Source organism: Streptomyces sp. NPDC005393, from assembly GCF_040606675.1.
In the GTDB taxonomy this organism is placed as follows: Bacteria; Actinomycetota; Actinomycetes; order Streptomycetales; family Streptomycetaceae; genus Streptomyces.
Map to the genome: position 1 here is coordinate 46,479 of NZ_JBEXFG010000002.1, position 14,258 is coordinate 60,736.

The window sequence follows — 14,258 nt, forward strand, 5'->3', positions numbered from 1 at the left end:
TGCCCGCTGCTACGTGGCTCCGACCCCGTGCTCGATCGGGTCCAGCGCGAAATAGCTGATGAAAACGGCCGTCAATACCCAATTGAACGCTCCGGGCTCCCGAATTCTGCCCTGCGCCCCCTTGATCGCGGTGTATGCGATCACTCCCGCGCCGACCCCGGCGGTGATGGAGCAGGTGAACGGCGTCAGGGCCCCGGTCGGAAAGACCGGAATGGCCACCCCCCGATCGGCCCAGTCCCGCCCCGGCCGGCCCCGGCGGGGTCCAGGGGGCGGAGCCCCCAGGAGGAGCAACGGTCACGTGCCCGTCAGGTGCTCCGGGCGGACGGGGACGCGTTTCAGGGGGAGGCCCGTCGCCGCGCGGATGGCGGCGACGACGGCCGGGGTCGAGGAGAGCGTGGGTGCCTCGCCGACCCCGCGCAGCCCGTACGGCGCGTTGTCATCGGCCAGTTCCAGCACATCCACGGGGATTGTCGGGGTGTCCAGGATGGTGGGGATCAGATAGTCGGTGAAGGACGGATTGCGGACCCGCGCCCCGTCCGCCGAGACGACGATCTCCTCCATCACCGCCAGGCCCAGCCCCTGCATCGAACCGCCCTGGATCTGGCCCACCACCGACAGCGGATTGAGCGCCTTGCCGACGTCCTGGGCCGCCGCCAGCTCGATCACCTTGACCAGCCCCAGCTCCGTGTCGACCTCGACGACCGCGCGATGGGCGCAGAAGGAGTACTGGACATGACCGAAGCCCTGCCCGGTCCGAAGATCGAACGGCTCGGTCGGCCGGTGCCGGAACTCCTTCTCGATATCGATCGCCTCGTCGCCGAGGATCTCGGCGAGGTCACCGATCACCTCGCCGCCGTCGGCGACCACCTTGCCGCCCTCCAGCAGCGGTTCGGCGGTCGCCCACGCGGGGTGGTGGGAGCCGAAGCGCTCGCGGCCGCGCCGCAGCACCTCTTCCCGTACGGCCTCGCAGGTGTGCTTGATCGCGCCGCCCGTCATATACGTCTGGCGGGAGGCGGAGGTGGAGCCCGCCGAGCCGACCTGGGTGTCGGCGGGGTGGATGGTGACCTGGCTGACGCCGAGTTCGGTGCGGGCGATCTGGGCGTGGACGGTGACGCCGCCCTGGCCGACCTCGGCCATCGCGGTGTGCACCAGGGCGACGGCCTCGCCATTGATGACCTCGAGCCGGATCCGGGCCGTGGAGTAGTCGTCGAAGCCCTCGGAGAAGCCGACGTTCTTGATGCCGACCGCATAGCCGACCCCGCGCACCACGCCCTCGCCGTGGGTGGTGTTGGACAGCCCGCCCGGCAGGGCCCGTACGTCCAGCGAGCCGAGCGCTTCCCTCCCCCGGACTCCGTCCGGGGGGACCCCCTGCCGCTCCGGCGGCATCGGGAGCGCCTTGACGCGGCGCAGCAGCTCGGCGACCGGGGCCGGGGAGTCGACCACCTGTCCCGTGGGCATGGTCGCGCCCTGCGCCATGGCGTTGCGCTGCCGGAACTCGACCGGGTCCAGACCGAGTTCCCCGGCCACCGCGTCCATCTGCGCCTCGTACGCGAAGCACGCCTGGACCGCGCCGAAGCCGCGCATCGCGCCACAGGGCGGGTTGTTGGAGTAGAGGGCGATGGCCTCGACGTCGACGTGCTCGACGACGTAGGGGCCGATCGCCAGGGAGGCGGCGTTGCCGACAACCGCCGGGGAGGAGGAGGCGTACGCCCCACCGTCCAGGACGATGCGGCACTGGACGTAGACCAGCTCACCGTCGCGCGTCGCGCCGTGCTCATAGGTGAGCTTGGCGGGGTGCCGGTGGACATGGCCGAAGAACGACTCGTACCGGTTGTAAACGATCTTGACGGGCTTGCCGGTGCGCAGCGCCAGCAGACACGCGTGCGCCTGCATGGACAGATCCTCGCGCGCGCCGAACGCCCCGCCCACCCCCGACAGCGTCAGCCGCACCTTGTCGGCGGGCAGCCCCAGCACCGGGGCGAGTTGATCGCGGTCGACGTGCAGCCACTGGGTGGCGATGTAGAGGTCGACGCCACCGTCCTCGGCGGGCACCGCGAGCCCCGACTCGGGGCCGAGGAACGCCTGGTCCTGCATGCCGACCTCGTAGTCCCGGCGGACGACCACATCGGCGCGGACCCTGGCGCCGGCGACATCGCCGCGCTCGACGGGCTGGCGGTGCACGATGTTGGGGTGCGGGACATGGCTCGCGTGGTGGTCGTCCCGGCCGGGGTGGAGCAGCGGCGCCCCCGGCGCGGTGGCCGTGGCCTCGTCGACGACCAGCGGCAGCTCCGCGTACTCCACCTTGATCCTGGCGGCGGCGCGGCGGGCGGTCTCGGGGTGGTCGGCGGCGACGATCGCGACCGCCTCGCCGTGGTAGCGGACCCGGTCCTTGGCGAGCACGGGCTGGTCGCGGATCTCCAGACCGTAGTGGGTCGCGGCCGGCAGGTCGTCGTGGGTCATCACGGCGTACACCCCGGGCAGGGCGACGGCCTCGCCGATGTCGATGGACCTGATCTCGGCGTGCGCGTACGGGCTGCGGAGGGTGAAGCCCCACAGCATGTCCTCGTGCCACAGATCGGACGAGTACGCGAACTCACCGGTCACCTTGAGCGTGCCGTCGGGGCGCAGCGTGGACTCGCCGATGGTGCCCTGGGTGGCACTGCTGGACTGGGTGACCGTGGTGGGGGTGCGGCCGGCTCCCATGGTCACACCGCCTCCCCGGTGCGGGCGGCCGCGAGCCGGACCGCGTCAAGGATCTTCTCGTAGCCGGTGCAGCGGCAGAGATTGCCGGACAGGGCCTCGCGGATGTCGGCGTCGGAGGGGTCGGGATTGCGCTCCAGCAGCTCATCGGCGGCGACGAGCAGCCCGGGGGTGCAGAAGCCGCACTGGACGGCGCCGGCGTCGATGAACGCCTGCTGGACGGGGGCGAGCGGGGCGCCGCCGCCCGGCGCGGGCCGCCGGCGCCTCGCCTCGTCCACGCTTCGGCCGCGCGACTCGCCCGCGCCCGTCGCGCGCCGCTCGGCGAAGTCCGCCAGCCCCTCGACGGTGACCACCTCGCGCCCCTCGGCCTGCCCCGCCGCCACCAGACACGCGCACACCGGCACTCCGTCGAGCCGGACCGTGCACGACCCGCATTCGCCCTGCTCACAGGCGTTCTTCGAGCCCGGCAGCCCCAGCCGCTCACGCAGCACATACAGCAGGGACTCGCCCTCCCAGACGTCGTCGGCCTCCTGCGGCCGGCCGTTGACCGTGACGTTCACGCGCACTGTGCGGTCCTCTCGTTTCCCTCGCGGTACGCCTCCCAGGTCCAGCCGAGTGTGCGGCGGGCCATCACCGCCACCGCGTGACGGCGGTACTTCGCACTGCCGCGTACGTCGTCGATCGGACTGCAGGCACCCGAGCACAGCTCGGCGAACTGCCGGGCGACGGACGGGGTGATACGCTCCCCGCTCTCCCAGAAGCCGCCCTCCGCGAGCGCGGCGGTCAGGAACTCCTCGGCCTCGCGGGCGCGTACGGGCGTGGGCGCGGCCGAACCGATACCGGTGCGCACCGTGCGGGTGCGCGGATGGAGCGCCACGGCGAACGCGCACACCGCGATGACCATGGCGTTGCGGGTGCCGACCTTGGAGAACTGCTGCGGTCCGTCGGCCTTCTCGATGTGGACGGCCCTGATCAGCTCGTCGGGCTCCAGGGCGTTGCGCTTGACCCCGGTGTAGAACTCCTCGACCGGGATCAGCCGTGTCCCCCGCACCGACGCCACCTCGACCCCGGCCCCGGCCGCCAGCAGCGCGGGATGGGCGTCCCCGGCGGGCGAGGCGGCGCCGAGGTTGCCGCCCACAGTGCCGCGGTTGCGGATCTGCGGCGAGCCGACGGTGTGCGCGGCGAGCGCCAGCCCCGGCAGCTCGGCGCGCAGCTCCTCGATGATCCGGGTGTACGGGACCCCCGCGCCCAGCCGGACCGTACGCTCCCCCACCTCCCACTCGGCCAGCTCGCCGACGCGGTTCAGATCCAGCAGGTACTCGGGCCGCCGATGGTCGAAGTTGATCTCGACCATCACATCGGTGCCGCCCGCGATGGGCACGGCGGTGGGATGCTCGGCCTTGGCGGCGAGCGCCTCCTCCCAGCCGGCGGGGCGCAGGAAGTCCATGGTTCTCTTCTCGAATCTCGAGTCGGCGGGCAGGCGGGACGATCGGGCGGGGTGGCGGGGGACGGGGTCCGGACGGGGCCCTCAAGAACTATGGACGCGGGCTTTCCGCCAGTAGACCGAGGTGTGGGCCACCTGGTGCAGTCACCGAAGACATGAAGCAGTTGGCTGGCCAGCGGGCTGGTCTTGTAGATTCGAACGAACGACGAGGCCCCGAAACCTCGCGGTATTCCACCGGCAACATTCCACCGGCGACGAAGAGAAGATCGGCTGGCATCACCATGCGGCTGCGCGCACTGTTGGACACCGACGCCCTGGGCCTGCGCCTGCTCGGCGGCGAGGACGAGCTGGACCGCACCGTGCGCGGCGTGATGACCACCGATCTGCGCGACCCGAGCCGCTATCTGTCGGGCGGTGAGCTCGTGCTGACGGGGCTCGCCTGGCGGCGCGAGCCGGAGGACTCCGAGCGGTTCGTACGGATCCTCGCCGCCGCCGGGGTGGCCGGGCTCGCGGCGGGCGAGGCGGAGCTCGGCGCCGTCCCCGAGGATCTGGTGCTGGCCTGCGGCCGGCACCGGCTGCCGCTGTTCTCCGTCGTCGAGGATGTCTCGTTCGCGTCGATCACCGAGCATGTGGTGCGCCAGGTCTCCGGCGAGCGGGCCGGGGATCTCGCGGCCGTCGTGGACCGGCACCGGCGGCTGATGACCTCGGGGCCGGCGGGCGGCGGCCCGGAGGTGTTCCTGGATCTGCTCGGCTCCGACCTCGACCTGCCGGCATGGGTGCTCTCCCCCACCGGCCGCAGGATCGCGGGCCCGACCGCCGACGACACGGCCGCGCAGCTGCCGCCCGCGGTCCGCGCGCAGCTCGCGGGCGAACATCTGGCGGCGCGGCGCACCGGGCGCCGGGGCCCGCTCCGGCTGACGGCCGCGAACGGCGTGACGTACTCCGTCTTCCCCATCCGCAGCGGCGACTCCGGCGACGTAGGCCAGACCGTGCTCTCCGACTGGCTGCTGGTCGTCGGCGCGGACGCCGGCGACTGGCCGGAGGAGCGGCTGGAGCTGCTCCACGGCGTCACCCGGCTGATCGCGGTCGAGCGCGGCCGGCGCGACGCGGCCCGCACCGTGCGGCGGCGGCTCGCCCAGGAGGTGCTGGAGCTGGTCCAGACGGGCGCGCCGCCCGCCGAGATCGCGGCCCGACTGCGGGTGGCGGCCCCGGTGCTGCTGCCGGGGCTCGGCACCGCGCCGCACTGGCAGGTGGTGGTGGCGCGCGTGGAGTGGGGAGACAGCGATCCCCAGAGCGGCGGTGCTCCCAGCGGCGGCGTCCCGGGCGGCCCGGTCGCCCAGGCGCTGCTGGAGGAGGTCCTGGTCGACCCGGAGGCGTCCGGGCCCGAGCCCTCCGACCGGATCGCCGTCGCGCACACCGGCGACGAGGCCGTGGCGCTCGTACCGCTCCCGGCGCTCTCCGACGCCCCCGCGAACGACTCCCCGGACAGCGCGCCCTCCCATGACGAGGGGCTGCACGCGGACACGCTGCTCGCCGCCGTCCGCGAACCGCTCTCCCGCGGTCTGGACGGCGACGGCCGGCTGACCCTCGGCGTCAGCGCCGCCGTGCACTCCGCCGACGGGCTGCGCGGCGCCCTGGAGGAGGCCCGGCACGCCCGCCGCGTCGCCGCCGCGCGCCCCGGCCGGGTCTGCGCGGCCGGCCACCAGGAGCTGGCCTCGCACGTCCTGCTGCTCCCCTTCGTCCCCGACGACGTACGGCGCGCCTTCACCGCCCGGCTGCTCGACCCGCTGCGCGAGTACGACCGCCGCCATCGCGCCGAGCTGATCCCGACCCTGGAGGCCTTCCTGGAGTGCGACGGCTCCTGGACGCGCTGTGCGGCCCGGCTGCATCTGCACGTCAACACGTTGCGCTACCGGGTCGGCCGGATCGAGCAGCTGACCGGGCGTGAACTGTCCCGGCTCGAGGACAAGCTGGACTTCTTCCTCGCGCTGCGGATGAGCTGACGGCTCGCGCCGCGGATGAACCCACGGAGCTGACGTGAGCCGACGTGTGAACCGACGCGTGAACCGACGCACGAGCCGCACGAGCTGGCGCGTGAACCGACGCACGAGCTGACGAGCCCCCACAAGCCCCGCACACGCCCCCGCGCCCCACCAGCGCCTCAAGGAGCCACCCCTTTCACGGCCGGTTTGTGAATTCGTTCACACCGACCTCTTGGCCCCGCCCGCCATTCATGCTGAGATTCGGCTCACGGCTTCCGGCTCAATGGCGCGCTTGGGGAGGGCAATGTGGCGGACACCGCCATGTCACCTGGATCGTCGAATTCCGATCCAGAGGTACCAGAGGTACCAGCGGGACGCGTGGACGACCCGCTCGACACGGCGGTCTGGCGGCTGCGCTCGCGCGGCTGCTGGAAGGACGCCGCCGAGCTGCTCACCCCGTACGCCGCGGCCGACGCCACGGCGGCGCTCAGGCGCAGCGTCGTCCTGATCGAGCGGTGCATGTACACCTCCCAGGGGTGGGACGCCGCCGAGGACGCGCTGCGAGCGGCCGAGGCGCTCGCGCTCACCGACGGCCAGCGGGGCGCCACGGCGTGCGAGCGGGGCTATCTGGCGTACGCGTCCACACTGCTGGGCGTACGCGACCGGGCCGACGAGGCGCGGACCGCCCTCGGCCGCGCCGCCGCGCTGCTCTCGCCCAGCTCCCCGACCCGCCCGCTGCTGGACTTCCGGCGCGGGCTGATCTCCCAGCACCTCGCCCACAACCCGACCGGCGCCCAGGCCGCCTTCCAGCGCGCCCACACGGGTGCGGACACCCACGGCGACGACCTGCTGCGCTCCTCCACCTGGCGGCACCTGGCCGGTATCGCGGAGGAGGAGGGCGACCTCCCCGCGGCCCGGCACGGCTTCGCCGAGTCGCTGCGCATCCGCGAAGAGCTGGGCTACCTGGTCGGCATCGCCCCGGCCCTGGCCGCCCTGGCCGAAGTGGAACCGGACCCCCGGGAGGCCACCCGCCTCCGCACGGAAGCACACCGCCTGGTCCGCCTGCTGGGCGGCGTCCCGGTCTGGCTCGCGGAGAAATTAGGCCAAAAGGACCGCAGCGCCTGACCCCCGCCCGCAACCGATGCCCCCGGCCGACCCCAGGCCCCGCCGGCGGCCCGGCCCCAGGCCGACGGGGACCGTACGGCCCCGGTCCGCCCCAGGGGCGGACCCGGCCGGCGGGACCCGGCCGACGGTGCCCCGGACCGACGCAGGGCCGGCCCCGGCGGTCCGGGACGCATCCCGCACGGCCCCGGCCGGTGAGACCCGTACGGCGCCGTCCCAGGGGGCTGAGCTGACCCGCGGGACCGAGCCCAGGTGACGGCGGCCAGAGACGGTGCAGGGCGGGGCCGTCGATGGCCGGGCCGCTACGGGCCCACCGTGGACGAAGCCGCCGCGGTCAGGGCCGGCCGCCGTGTCCGGGCCGACGACGGCCATGGGATACGGCCGGGCCCGGCGCCGTCGGTCGGGGCCGGGGCCGGGGCCGAGGCGGACCCCGCCTCGGGGGAGGCACGGCGCGGGATCCGGTTCTCCCGGCCGTAGGCCGGTCAGGTGAAGTGGTCGCGGACCAGTGACTCGACGACGTCGACGTCGCCGGCGGTGAGGGCGTCGAGGAGGGCCATGTGTTCGGCCGCGTCGGCGACGAGGTCGGCGGTGCGGACCGCGCGGCCGCAGGCCAGGGGCCACTGGGCGCGGCGGTGCAGTTCGTCGGCGACGACGACGAGCTGCTGGTTCCCGGCCAGGCCGAGCACGGTCTGGTGGAACGTACGGTCGGATTCCAGATAGGCGGCCCGGTCGCCCTTCGCGGCGGCCGTGGCCGTCGCCTCGGCGAAGGGCCGCAGCCCCGCCCATCGCTCGGGGGCGATGGCCCGCGCCAGGCTGAGCATCACGGGGACCTCCAGCAGGGCGCGTACCTCGGCGAGCTCGGCCAGCTCGCGCGCGCTGCGCCGGGCCACCCGGAAGCCCCGGTTCGGCACCACCTCGACGGCGCCCTCGCCGGCGAGCTGCTGCATGGCCTCCCGTACGGGGGTGGGCGAGACGCCGAAGCGCTCGGCGAGGGCCGGGGCGGAGTACACCTCGCCCGGGGTCAGCTCGCCGCCGACCAGCGCGTCCCGCAGGGCGTCCAGGATCTGTCCGCGCACGGAGTGGCGGCGGGGGGACCTGCGCGCCGCGGGCAGGCCGGACGGCTGCCACGGCTCCGCTGCCGCTCCGGCTTCGACCTGCTCCACTCGGGTCCTCCTGACATCCCTTCGAAACGATATGCGGACGCCGCCCGAGGTCAAAGCCCATGAACACAACGAAGGCAAGGCTAAGCCGGCACCGCACCGCGCATCGGTGGTCCCGGCATGACCGTGCCCACGCTCCCCCTCGCCCGCACCGCGGCCCCGGTGAGACGAGGCGCATCGAAACACCGGGCCGCGGGATGATCGCTCGGATTACCCGCGATCGGGTTCCGTGAATAGAATCAAGCCGCTTGCACAGAGCGAGCGTTCGAACCGTACCGCACCTATCCGCGTGTCCCCCCGCCCACTTGGCGGCCTCTTGTCCAGAAACCGCTCGAGGCCCGGCAGGATTCCGCCAGGATGTCGCGCGAGTAGGGCCGCACCGCGGCCAGAACTTCACGGAAGCGAGACAAGGACACCGGATGAGACTTTCCGACATATCGCTGGGCTGGGCCCTGCCAGTCGTCGTGGCGCTCGCCGGCGTCGTGGGGGCGGCGGTTGTCCTCGCGCGCGGCCGCAACGGAAAGAACGGCGAGGGCGCCACCACGGACTCCTGGGAGCGCAGCGAGGAGCGCCGCCGCCGTAAGGAGGCCATCTATGGCATGGCCTCCTACGTGCTGCTGTTCTGCTGCGCCGGAGTGGCCGCCGCGCTCTCCTTCCAGGGCCTGGTGGGCTTCGGCCGGGAGAACCTCGCCCTGACGAACGGCTGGGAGTACCTGGTGCCGTTCGGGCTCGACGGCGCCGCGATGTTCTGCTCGGTGCTGGCGGTGCGTGAGGCCAGCCACGGTGACGCGGCGCTCGGCTCGCGGCTGCTGGTGTGGCTGTTCGCGGGCGCGGCGGCCTGGTTCAACTGGGTGCACGCGCCGCGCGGCTTCGGCCACGCGGGCGCCCCGCAGTTCTTCGCGGGTATGTCGCTGTCGGCCGCGGTCCTCTTCGACCGCGCGCTCAAGCAGACCCGCCGCTCGGCGCTGCGCGAGCAGGGCCTGGTGCCGCGGCCGCTGCCGCAGATCCGTATCGTCCGCTGGCTGCGCGCGCCCCGGGAGACCTTCGCCGCGTGGTCGCTGATGCTGCTGGAGGGCGTACGGACGCTGGACGAGGCGGTCGAGGAGGTCCGCGAGGACCGGCGCGAGAAGGAGCACAACCGCAACCGCAGGCGGGGCCAGGAGAAGCTGGACCGGGCCCGGATCCGGGCGCTGAACCGGCAGCACCGGGCGTGGGGGCGGCGCGGCGGCCGTCAGGTGGAGGTCTCCGGCTCCACCGCGCAGCCGGCGCAGCTCGGTTCGGAGCCTGCTATAGGGGAGAAGGTGCTGGAGAGCGCCGGAGCCGCGGAGTCGGGGCGGTTGTCCTCGTCCTCCGCCCGGCCCGCGCTGCAGTCCGCGGGCGTCGCCGAGTCCGGCAGCCGGGACCGCGACAAGGACTGGGACCGGGAGCGGGATTTCACCTTCGGCTTCGGTGACAAGGACAACGACGCCGAGGCCGACCGTTCCCGCACCATCGATCTCACCGCCGAGGACGACACCCTCACCATTCCGCGGCTGGATTCCCTGGAGGCGAAGCTCGCGCAGATCGAGCGCGCATTCGGCTGAGCGGGCGGGGCGGGGACACCGGTCCTCGCCCGCCGCCCGCTCAGGCCGGTCCGCCCGAGGTGCCGCTGTGCGGCGGCGCTACAGATCTCCGTCCGCCTGTAGCTCGAACCACAGGGCCTTGCCCACCCCGTGCGCCCGTACGCCCCACGCGTCGGCGAGGGTATGCACCAGCAGCAGTCCGCGCCCGGAGGTGCTGTCCCGCGGCGGATGGGCGCGCAGCGTCGGGTGCCGGGACACGAAGTCCCGCACCTCGACCCGTAATCGGCCGGCGACGCGCGCGCCCGGCCCGTCCCCCAGCGTGGCCGTGACATGGGCGCCGCGGCCGGTGTGCACCAGCGCGTTCGTCACCAGCTCGCTGGTGAGCAGCTCGGCGAGATCGGCCCGGCCCGGCCCGCCCCAGTGCCGCAGCAGCTCACGCAGCTCCGCGCGGACCTCCGCCACCGCGGAGAGATCGTCGTGCGCCAATCGCTTGCTGAGGACCGGGCCACGCTCCACCTGGACAGCCTCCGCAGCCTTCGCCCTCGAATCCGGCCGACCGGGCAACCGGCCCCGCCGTACAGGCTGACGCTTCATCCTCCCCCGCCCCGGCCGCCCTTGGCGGCGGCCAGCGTCGAATGTCGTCGAACACGCTCACGGAATGCATGCCCGCGTGTTGCCTTCCACACACCGAGGGAAAAGCTGGGAATGATCCGCTGAGCCGAGACGCGCCGAGCCCGAGGAGCTGTGATGCACGACGACCGACCACTGGTGGAGGGGCGCCTGGACCGGGCGCTGCGCCAGTTCATCAGGCCCGCCCAGTACGCGGCGCGCCGGCCGCTCGCCCTGTCCGCGTGGCGGACGCCCGGTGAGCCGGTGCCGGTCGCGGAGGCGCTCGCGGGGACGTACGAGGCGTTCGAGCCCGGTACGGACTGGGGCAGTCCGTGGTCGACATGGTGGTTCCGGCTGGAGGGCGCGGTGCCCGCGCAGTGGGCGGGGCGGCGGGTCGAGGCCGTCATCGACCCGGGCTTCACCGGCGACGCGCCGGGCTTCCAGGCCGAGGGGATGGTGTACGACGCGCACGGGGTGCCGCTCAAGGGCATCCATCCGCGCAACCGCCATGTCCCGATCGCGTCCCCGGCGGCCGGCGGCGAACCGGTGCGGCTGCTGCTGGAGGCGGCCGCCAACCCGGCCGTGCTGCGCGACGGTTTCACCCCGACCTCCCTCGGCGACGTGCTGACCGCCGGGGACCGGCCGCTGTACCGCTTCGCCTCGGCGGATCTCGCCGTCCTCGACGAGGACGTATGGCATCTGGTCCTGGACATCGAGGTGTTGTCGGAGCTGATGCGCGAGCTGCCGGAGGACCGGCCGCGCCGCCATGAGATCCTGCGCGCCCTGGAGAACGCGCTGGACGCGCTCGATCTGCACGATGTGTCCGGCACCGCGGCCGCCGCCCGCGCCGAGCTGACCGACGCGCTCAGCCGCCCCGCGCACGCCAGCGCGCACCGGATCTCGGCGGCCGGGCACGCCCATATCGACTCGGCGTGGCTGTGGCCGCTGCGCGAGACCGTGCGCAAGGCGTCCCGCACCTTCGCCAATGTCACCGCGCTGGCGGGCGAGTACCCGGAGCTGGTCTTCGCGTGCTCACAGGCGCAGCAGTACGCCTGGGTCAAGGAGCATCAGCCGCACATCTGGGAGCGGACCAAGAAGGCGGTGGCGGACGGGAACTGGGCGCCGGTCGGCTCGATGTGGGTCGAGTCGGACGCCAATATGCCCGGCGGCGAGGCGCTGGCCCGGCAGATCGTGCACGGCAAGCGGTTCTTCCAGGAAGAGCTGGGGGTGGACACCGAGGAGATCTGGCTGCCGGACTCCTTCGGCTACACGGCCGCCTTCCCGCAGCTCGCGAAGTTGGCCGGAGTGCGGTGGTTCCTGACCCAGAAGCTGTCGTGGAACCAGTCCAACAAGATGCCGCACCACACCTTCTGGTGGGAGGGCATCGACGGCACCCGCGTCTTCACCCACTTCCCGCCCGTGGACACCTACAACGCCCAGTTCCATGCGAGCGAACTCGCCCACGCGGAGCGGAACTTCGCCGACAAGGGGCTCGCGACCCGCTCTCTCGTGCCGTTCGGCTGGGGCGACGGCGGGGGCGGCCCGACCCGCGAGATGCTGGAGAAGGCGCGGCGGCTCGGCGATCTGGAGGGCTCGCCGCGGGTCGAGATCCACAAGCCGTCGGAGTTCTTCACGGAGGCGGAGCGGGAGTACGGGGCCAAGGCGCCGGTGTGGTCGGGCGAGCTGTATCTGGAGCTGCACCGGGCGACGTACACCACCCAGGCCAAGACCAAGCAGGGCAACCGGCGCAGCGAACATCTGCTGCGGGAGGCGGAGCTGTGGGCCGCGGCCGCCTCGCTCCGTGCCGACGGCTACGCCTATCCGTACGACGCCCTGGACCGGATCTGGAAGACGGTGCTGCTGCACCAGTTCCATGACATCCTGCCGGGCTCGTCGATCGCCTGGGTGCACCGCGAGGCGCGCGAGACCTATGAGCGGGTGCGCGCGGAGCTGGAGGAGATCATCGCGACGGCGGTGGCGGCGCTGGGCGGCACCGGGCCCGCCGTGCTCAACGCCTCGCCGTACGAGCGCGAGGAGGTCGCCGTGGTCGACGGGGAGACGGCCGCCGCCCTGCCGGCGGAGGCCCGGGTCCAGCCGCTCGGCGACGGGCGCGCGGCGGTCGCGGTGCGGGTTGCCGGGCTGACCGGGGCGGCCTTCGCCGCCGAGCCGCCCCGGTCCACGGTGACCGCTCTGAGCGACGGCCGGTCCATCGTCCTCGACAACGACCTGCTGCGGGTGACCATCGACGCCGACGGGCTGCTCACCTCGGTGCTGGAGCTGGACGCGGGCCGCGAGGCGCTGGCCCCCGGCGCGCGCGGCAATCTCCTCCAGCTCCACCCCGACCACCCCAACCACTGGGACGCCTGGGACATCGACCGGCACTACCTGCGCGCCCGCACCGATCTGACCGCCGCCGAGTCCGTCGAACTGACCGAGTCGGGACCGCTGCGCGCCACGGTCCGGGTCGTACGGTCCTTCGGCGCCTCCCGCATCGTCCAGGACCTCACCCTGGCCGCGGGCAGCCGCCAGGTGGACATCGCCACGGAGGTGGACTGGCAGGAGTCGGAGAAGGTCCTCAAGGCGGCGTTCCCGCTGGACATCCACGCCCGGGTCTCGACCGCGGAGATCCAGTTCGGGCATCTGGACCGGGCCACGCACACCAACACCGGCTGGGAAGCGGCCCGGTTCGAGATCTGCGCCCACCGCTGGCTGCGGGTCGCCGAACCCGGGTACGGGGCCGCACTGCTCAACGACTCGACGTACGGCCACGATGTGACCCGTACCGCGCACGAGACGGCCGAGGGCGAGGTGCTGGGCACCACCGTCCGGCTGACCCTGCTGCGCGCCCCGCACAGCCCCGACCCCGAGACCGACCTCGGCACCCACCGCTTCCGCTACGCGCTGCTGCCGGGCGCGAGCGTCGGCGACGCGGTCGCCGGCGGCCTCGCCCTGAACCTGCCGCTGCGCACCCTCCCGGCCGGCCCGGCCGAACCGGCGCCCCTGGTCTCCGTGGACAACCAGGCGATCACCGTCGAGTCGGTCAAGTTGGCGGAGGACCGAAGCGGGGATGTGGTGGTGCGGCTGTACGAGTCCCACGGCGGCCGGGCGGCCGGCACCCTCGTCACCGGCTTCCCGGTCCTCCGGGCGGAGGTGACGGACCTCCTGGAACGCCCCCTCCACCCGGCGGCCACCGGCCCGGCCGGTCTGAACCTGACCCTGCGCCCGCACCAGATCCTCACCCTCCGGCTGCGGCCGGTGTCCGGGTAGGGGGGAGCCGCACGACTCGGCGATCTCCCTCAAATCGGCCGAATATCTGTCTTGCCGTCTCATCAACCGCTATGTTCCTGGCAGTCGGTGTTCCGCTGCGCGGTGGCGAGGGCGGCGATGAGCCGCTCGATCTCGGCGGCGGTGGTGGCGAGCGCGGCGCCCTTCTTCACCAGGCGTGTGTAGTGGGTCATCCAGTACAGCCGTGGCAGCTCCGGCGCGAGCCGGAGCACCAGCCCCACCACGACGGCGACCACCGCGCCGATCACGATCCGGCCGGGGCCGGTGGCGCCGGTGGCCCCGGTCGCGGCGCAGAGCGCGGCGGCCGGGGCGGCGAGGCGACGGATGTTCATGGCTTCCTCCAGTGGGCCGATGCCGTGTGGAGGGTTGGGGCGAGAGAGCGCGGAATCTCCCC

At 73.4% G+C, this 14,258-nt stretch carries 10 protein-coding genes and 1 pseudogene; 4 read left to right on the top strand and 7 right to left on the bottom strand.

All coding sequences use genetic code 11. The features are described 5' to 3' along the window. Positions 1-9: 9 nt before the first annotated feature. The 4 genes and pseudogenes from ABZS71_RS02740 to ABZS71_RS02755 form a co-directional block, all read right to left on the bottom strand. Positions 10-237 (bottom strand): annotated as a pseudogene (locus ABZS71_RS02740) (NCS2 family permease); the annotation flags it as partial. A 57-nt stretch (positions 238-294) separates the two neighbouring features. Further along, complete coding sequence (gene pucD / locus ABZS71_RS02745) at positions 295-2,703, bottom strand: xanthine dehydrogenase subunit D (RefSeq protein WP_356207524.1); 2,409 nt, start codon at positions 2,701-2,703, stop codon at positions 295-297. Between the two features lie 2 nt (positions 2,704-2,705). Further along, positions 2,706-3,266, bottom strand: coding sequence for a (2Fe-2S)-binding protein (locus tag ABZS71_RS02750; protein WP_356206972.1), 561 nt, complete (start codon positions 3,264-3,266; stop codon positions 2,706-2,708). Next, positions 3,257-4,147 carry a xanthine dehydrogenase family protein subunit M gene (locus tag ABZS71_RS02755; protein WP_356206975.1) on the bottom strand — a complete coding sequence of 297 codons (891 nt, stop codon included), beginning with the start codon at positions 4,145-4,147 and terminating at the stop codon, positions 3,257-3,259. Before ABZS71_RS02755 ends, ABZS71_RS02750 begins: the two co-directional genes overlap by 10 nt. A 278-nt stretch (positions 4,148-4,425) precedes the next feature. Between ABZS71_RS02755 and ABZS71_RS02760 the strand changes: the two genes are divergently transcribed. After that, positions 4,426-6,147, top strand: coding sequence for a PucR family transcriptional regulator ligand-binding domain-containing protein (locus ABZS71_RS02760; RefSeq protein WP_355854722.1), 1,722 nt, complete (start codon positions 4,426-4,428; stop codon positions 6,145-6,147). A gap of 300 nt (positions 6,148-6,447) precedes the next feature. Further along, positions 6,448-7,251, top strand: coding sequence for a hypothetical protein (locus ABZS71_RS02765; RefSeq protein ID WP_356207525.1), 804 nt, complete (start codon positions 6,448-6,450; stop codon positions 7,249-7,251). Between the two features lie 479 nt (positions 7,252-7,730). Here ABZS71_RS02765 and ABZS71_RS02770 read toward each other — a convergent pair whose 3' ends face one another. After that, positions 7,731-8,360, bottom strand: a complete 630-nt coding sequence (locus ABZS71_RS02770; protein ID WP_356207527.1) for a GntR family transcriptional regulator — start codon at positions 8,358-8,360, stop codon at positions 7,731-7,733. A 467-nt stretch (positions 8,361-8,827) separates the two neighbouring features. Between ABZS71_RS02770 and ABZS71_RS02775 the strand changes: the two genes are divergently transcribed. Further along, complete coding sequence (locus tag ABZS71_RS02775) at positions 8,828-9,991, top strand: DUF2637 domain-containing protein (protein ID WP_355854719.1); 1,164 nt, start codon at positions 8,828-8,830, stop codon at positions 9,989-9,991. A gap of 78 nt (positions 9,992-10,069) precedes the next feature. Here the strand turns inward: ABZS71_RS02775 and ABZS71_RS02780 are convergent, their stop codons facing one another. Further along, the gene (locus ABZS71_RS02780) at positions 10,070-10,486 is read right to left on the bottom strand and encodes an ATP-binding protein (protein WP_355854716.1); all 417 of its coding nucleotides are present in this window, start codon (positions 10,484-10,486) and stop codon (positions 10,070-10,072) included. A 231-nt stretch (positions 10,487-10,717) separates the two neighbouring features. Between ABZS71_RS02780 and ABZS71_RS02785 the strand changes: the two genes are divergently transcribed. Next, positions 10,718-13,846, top strand: coding sequence for a glycoside hydrolase family 38 C-terminal domain-containing protein (locus ABZS71_RS02785; RefSeq protein ID WP_356206978.1), 3,129 nt, complete (start codon positions 10,718-10,720; stop codon positions 13,844-13,846). Positions 13,847-13,908: 62 nt separating this feature from the next. On the opposite strand, the gene ABZS71_RS02790 is transcribed toward ABZS71_RS02785, so the two are convergent. Continuing rightward, positions 13,909-14,196, bottom strand: coding sequence for a hypothetical protein (locus ABZS71_RS02790; protein WP_355854710.1), 288 nt, complete (start codon positions 14,194-14,196; stop codon positions 13,909-13,911). Between the last annotated feature and the right edge of the window lie 62 nt (positions 14,197-14,258).

What these genes read in the sequence shown, in the direction of transcription:
- pucD (WP_356207524.1), bottom strand. Translation starts at nt 2,703, where the DNA reads ATGGGAGCCGGCCGCACCCCCACCACGGTCACCCAGTCCAGCAGTGCC.
- ABZS71_RS02755 (WP_356206975.1), bottom strand. Translation starts at nt 4,147, where the DNA reads ATGGACTTCCTGCGCCCCGCCGGCTGGGAGGAGGCGCTCGCCGCCAAG.
- ABZS71_RS02760 (WP_355854722.1), top strand. Translation starts at nt 4,426, where the DNA reads ATGCGGCTGCGCGCACTGTTGGACACCGACGCCCTGGGCCTGCGCCTG.
- ABZS71_RS02765 (WP_356207525.1), top strand. Translation starts at nt 6,448, where the DNA reads ATGTCACCTGGATCGTCGAATTCCGATCCAGAGGTACCAGAGGTACCA.
- ABZS71_RS02775 (WP_355854719.1), top strand. Translation starts at nt 8,828, where the DNA reads ATGAGACTTTCCGACATATCGCTGGGCTGGGCCCTGCCAGTCGTCGTG.
- ABZS71_RS02785 (WP_356206978.1), top strand. Translation starts at nt 10,718, where the DNA reads ATGCACGACGACCGACCACTGGTGGAGGGGCGCCTGGACCGGGCGCTG.
- ABZS71_RS02790 (WP_355854710.1), bottom strand. Translation starts at nt 14,196, where the DNA reads ATGAACATCCGTCGCCTCGCCGCCCCGGCCGCCGCGCTCTGCGCCGCG.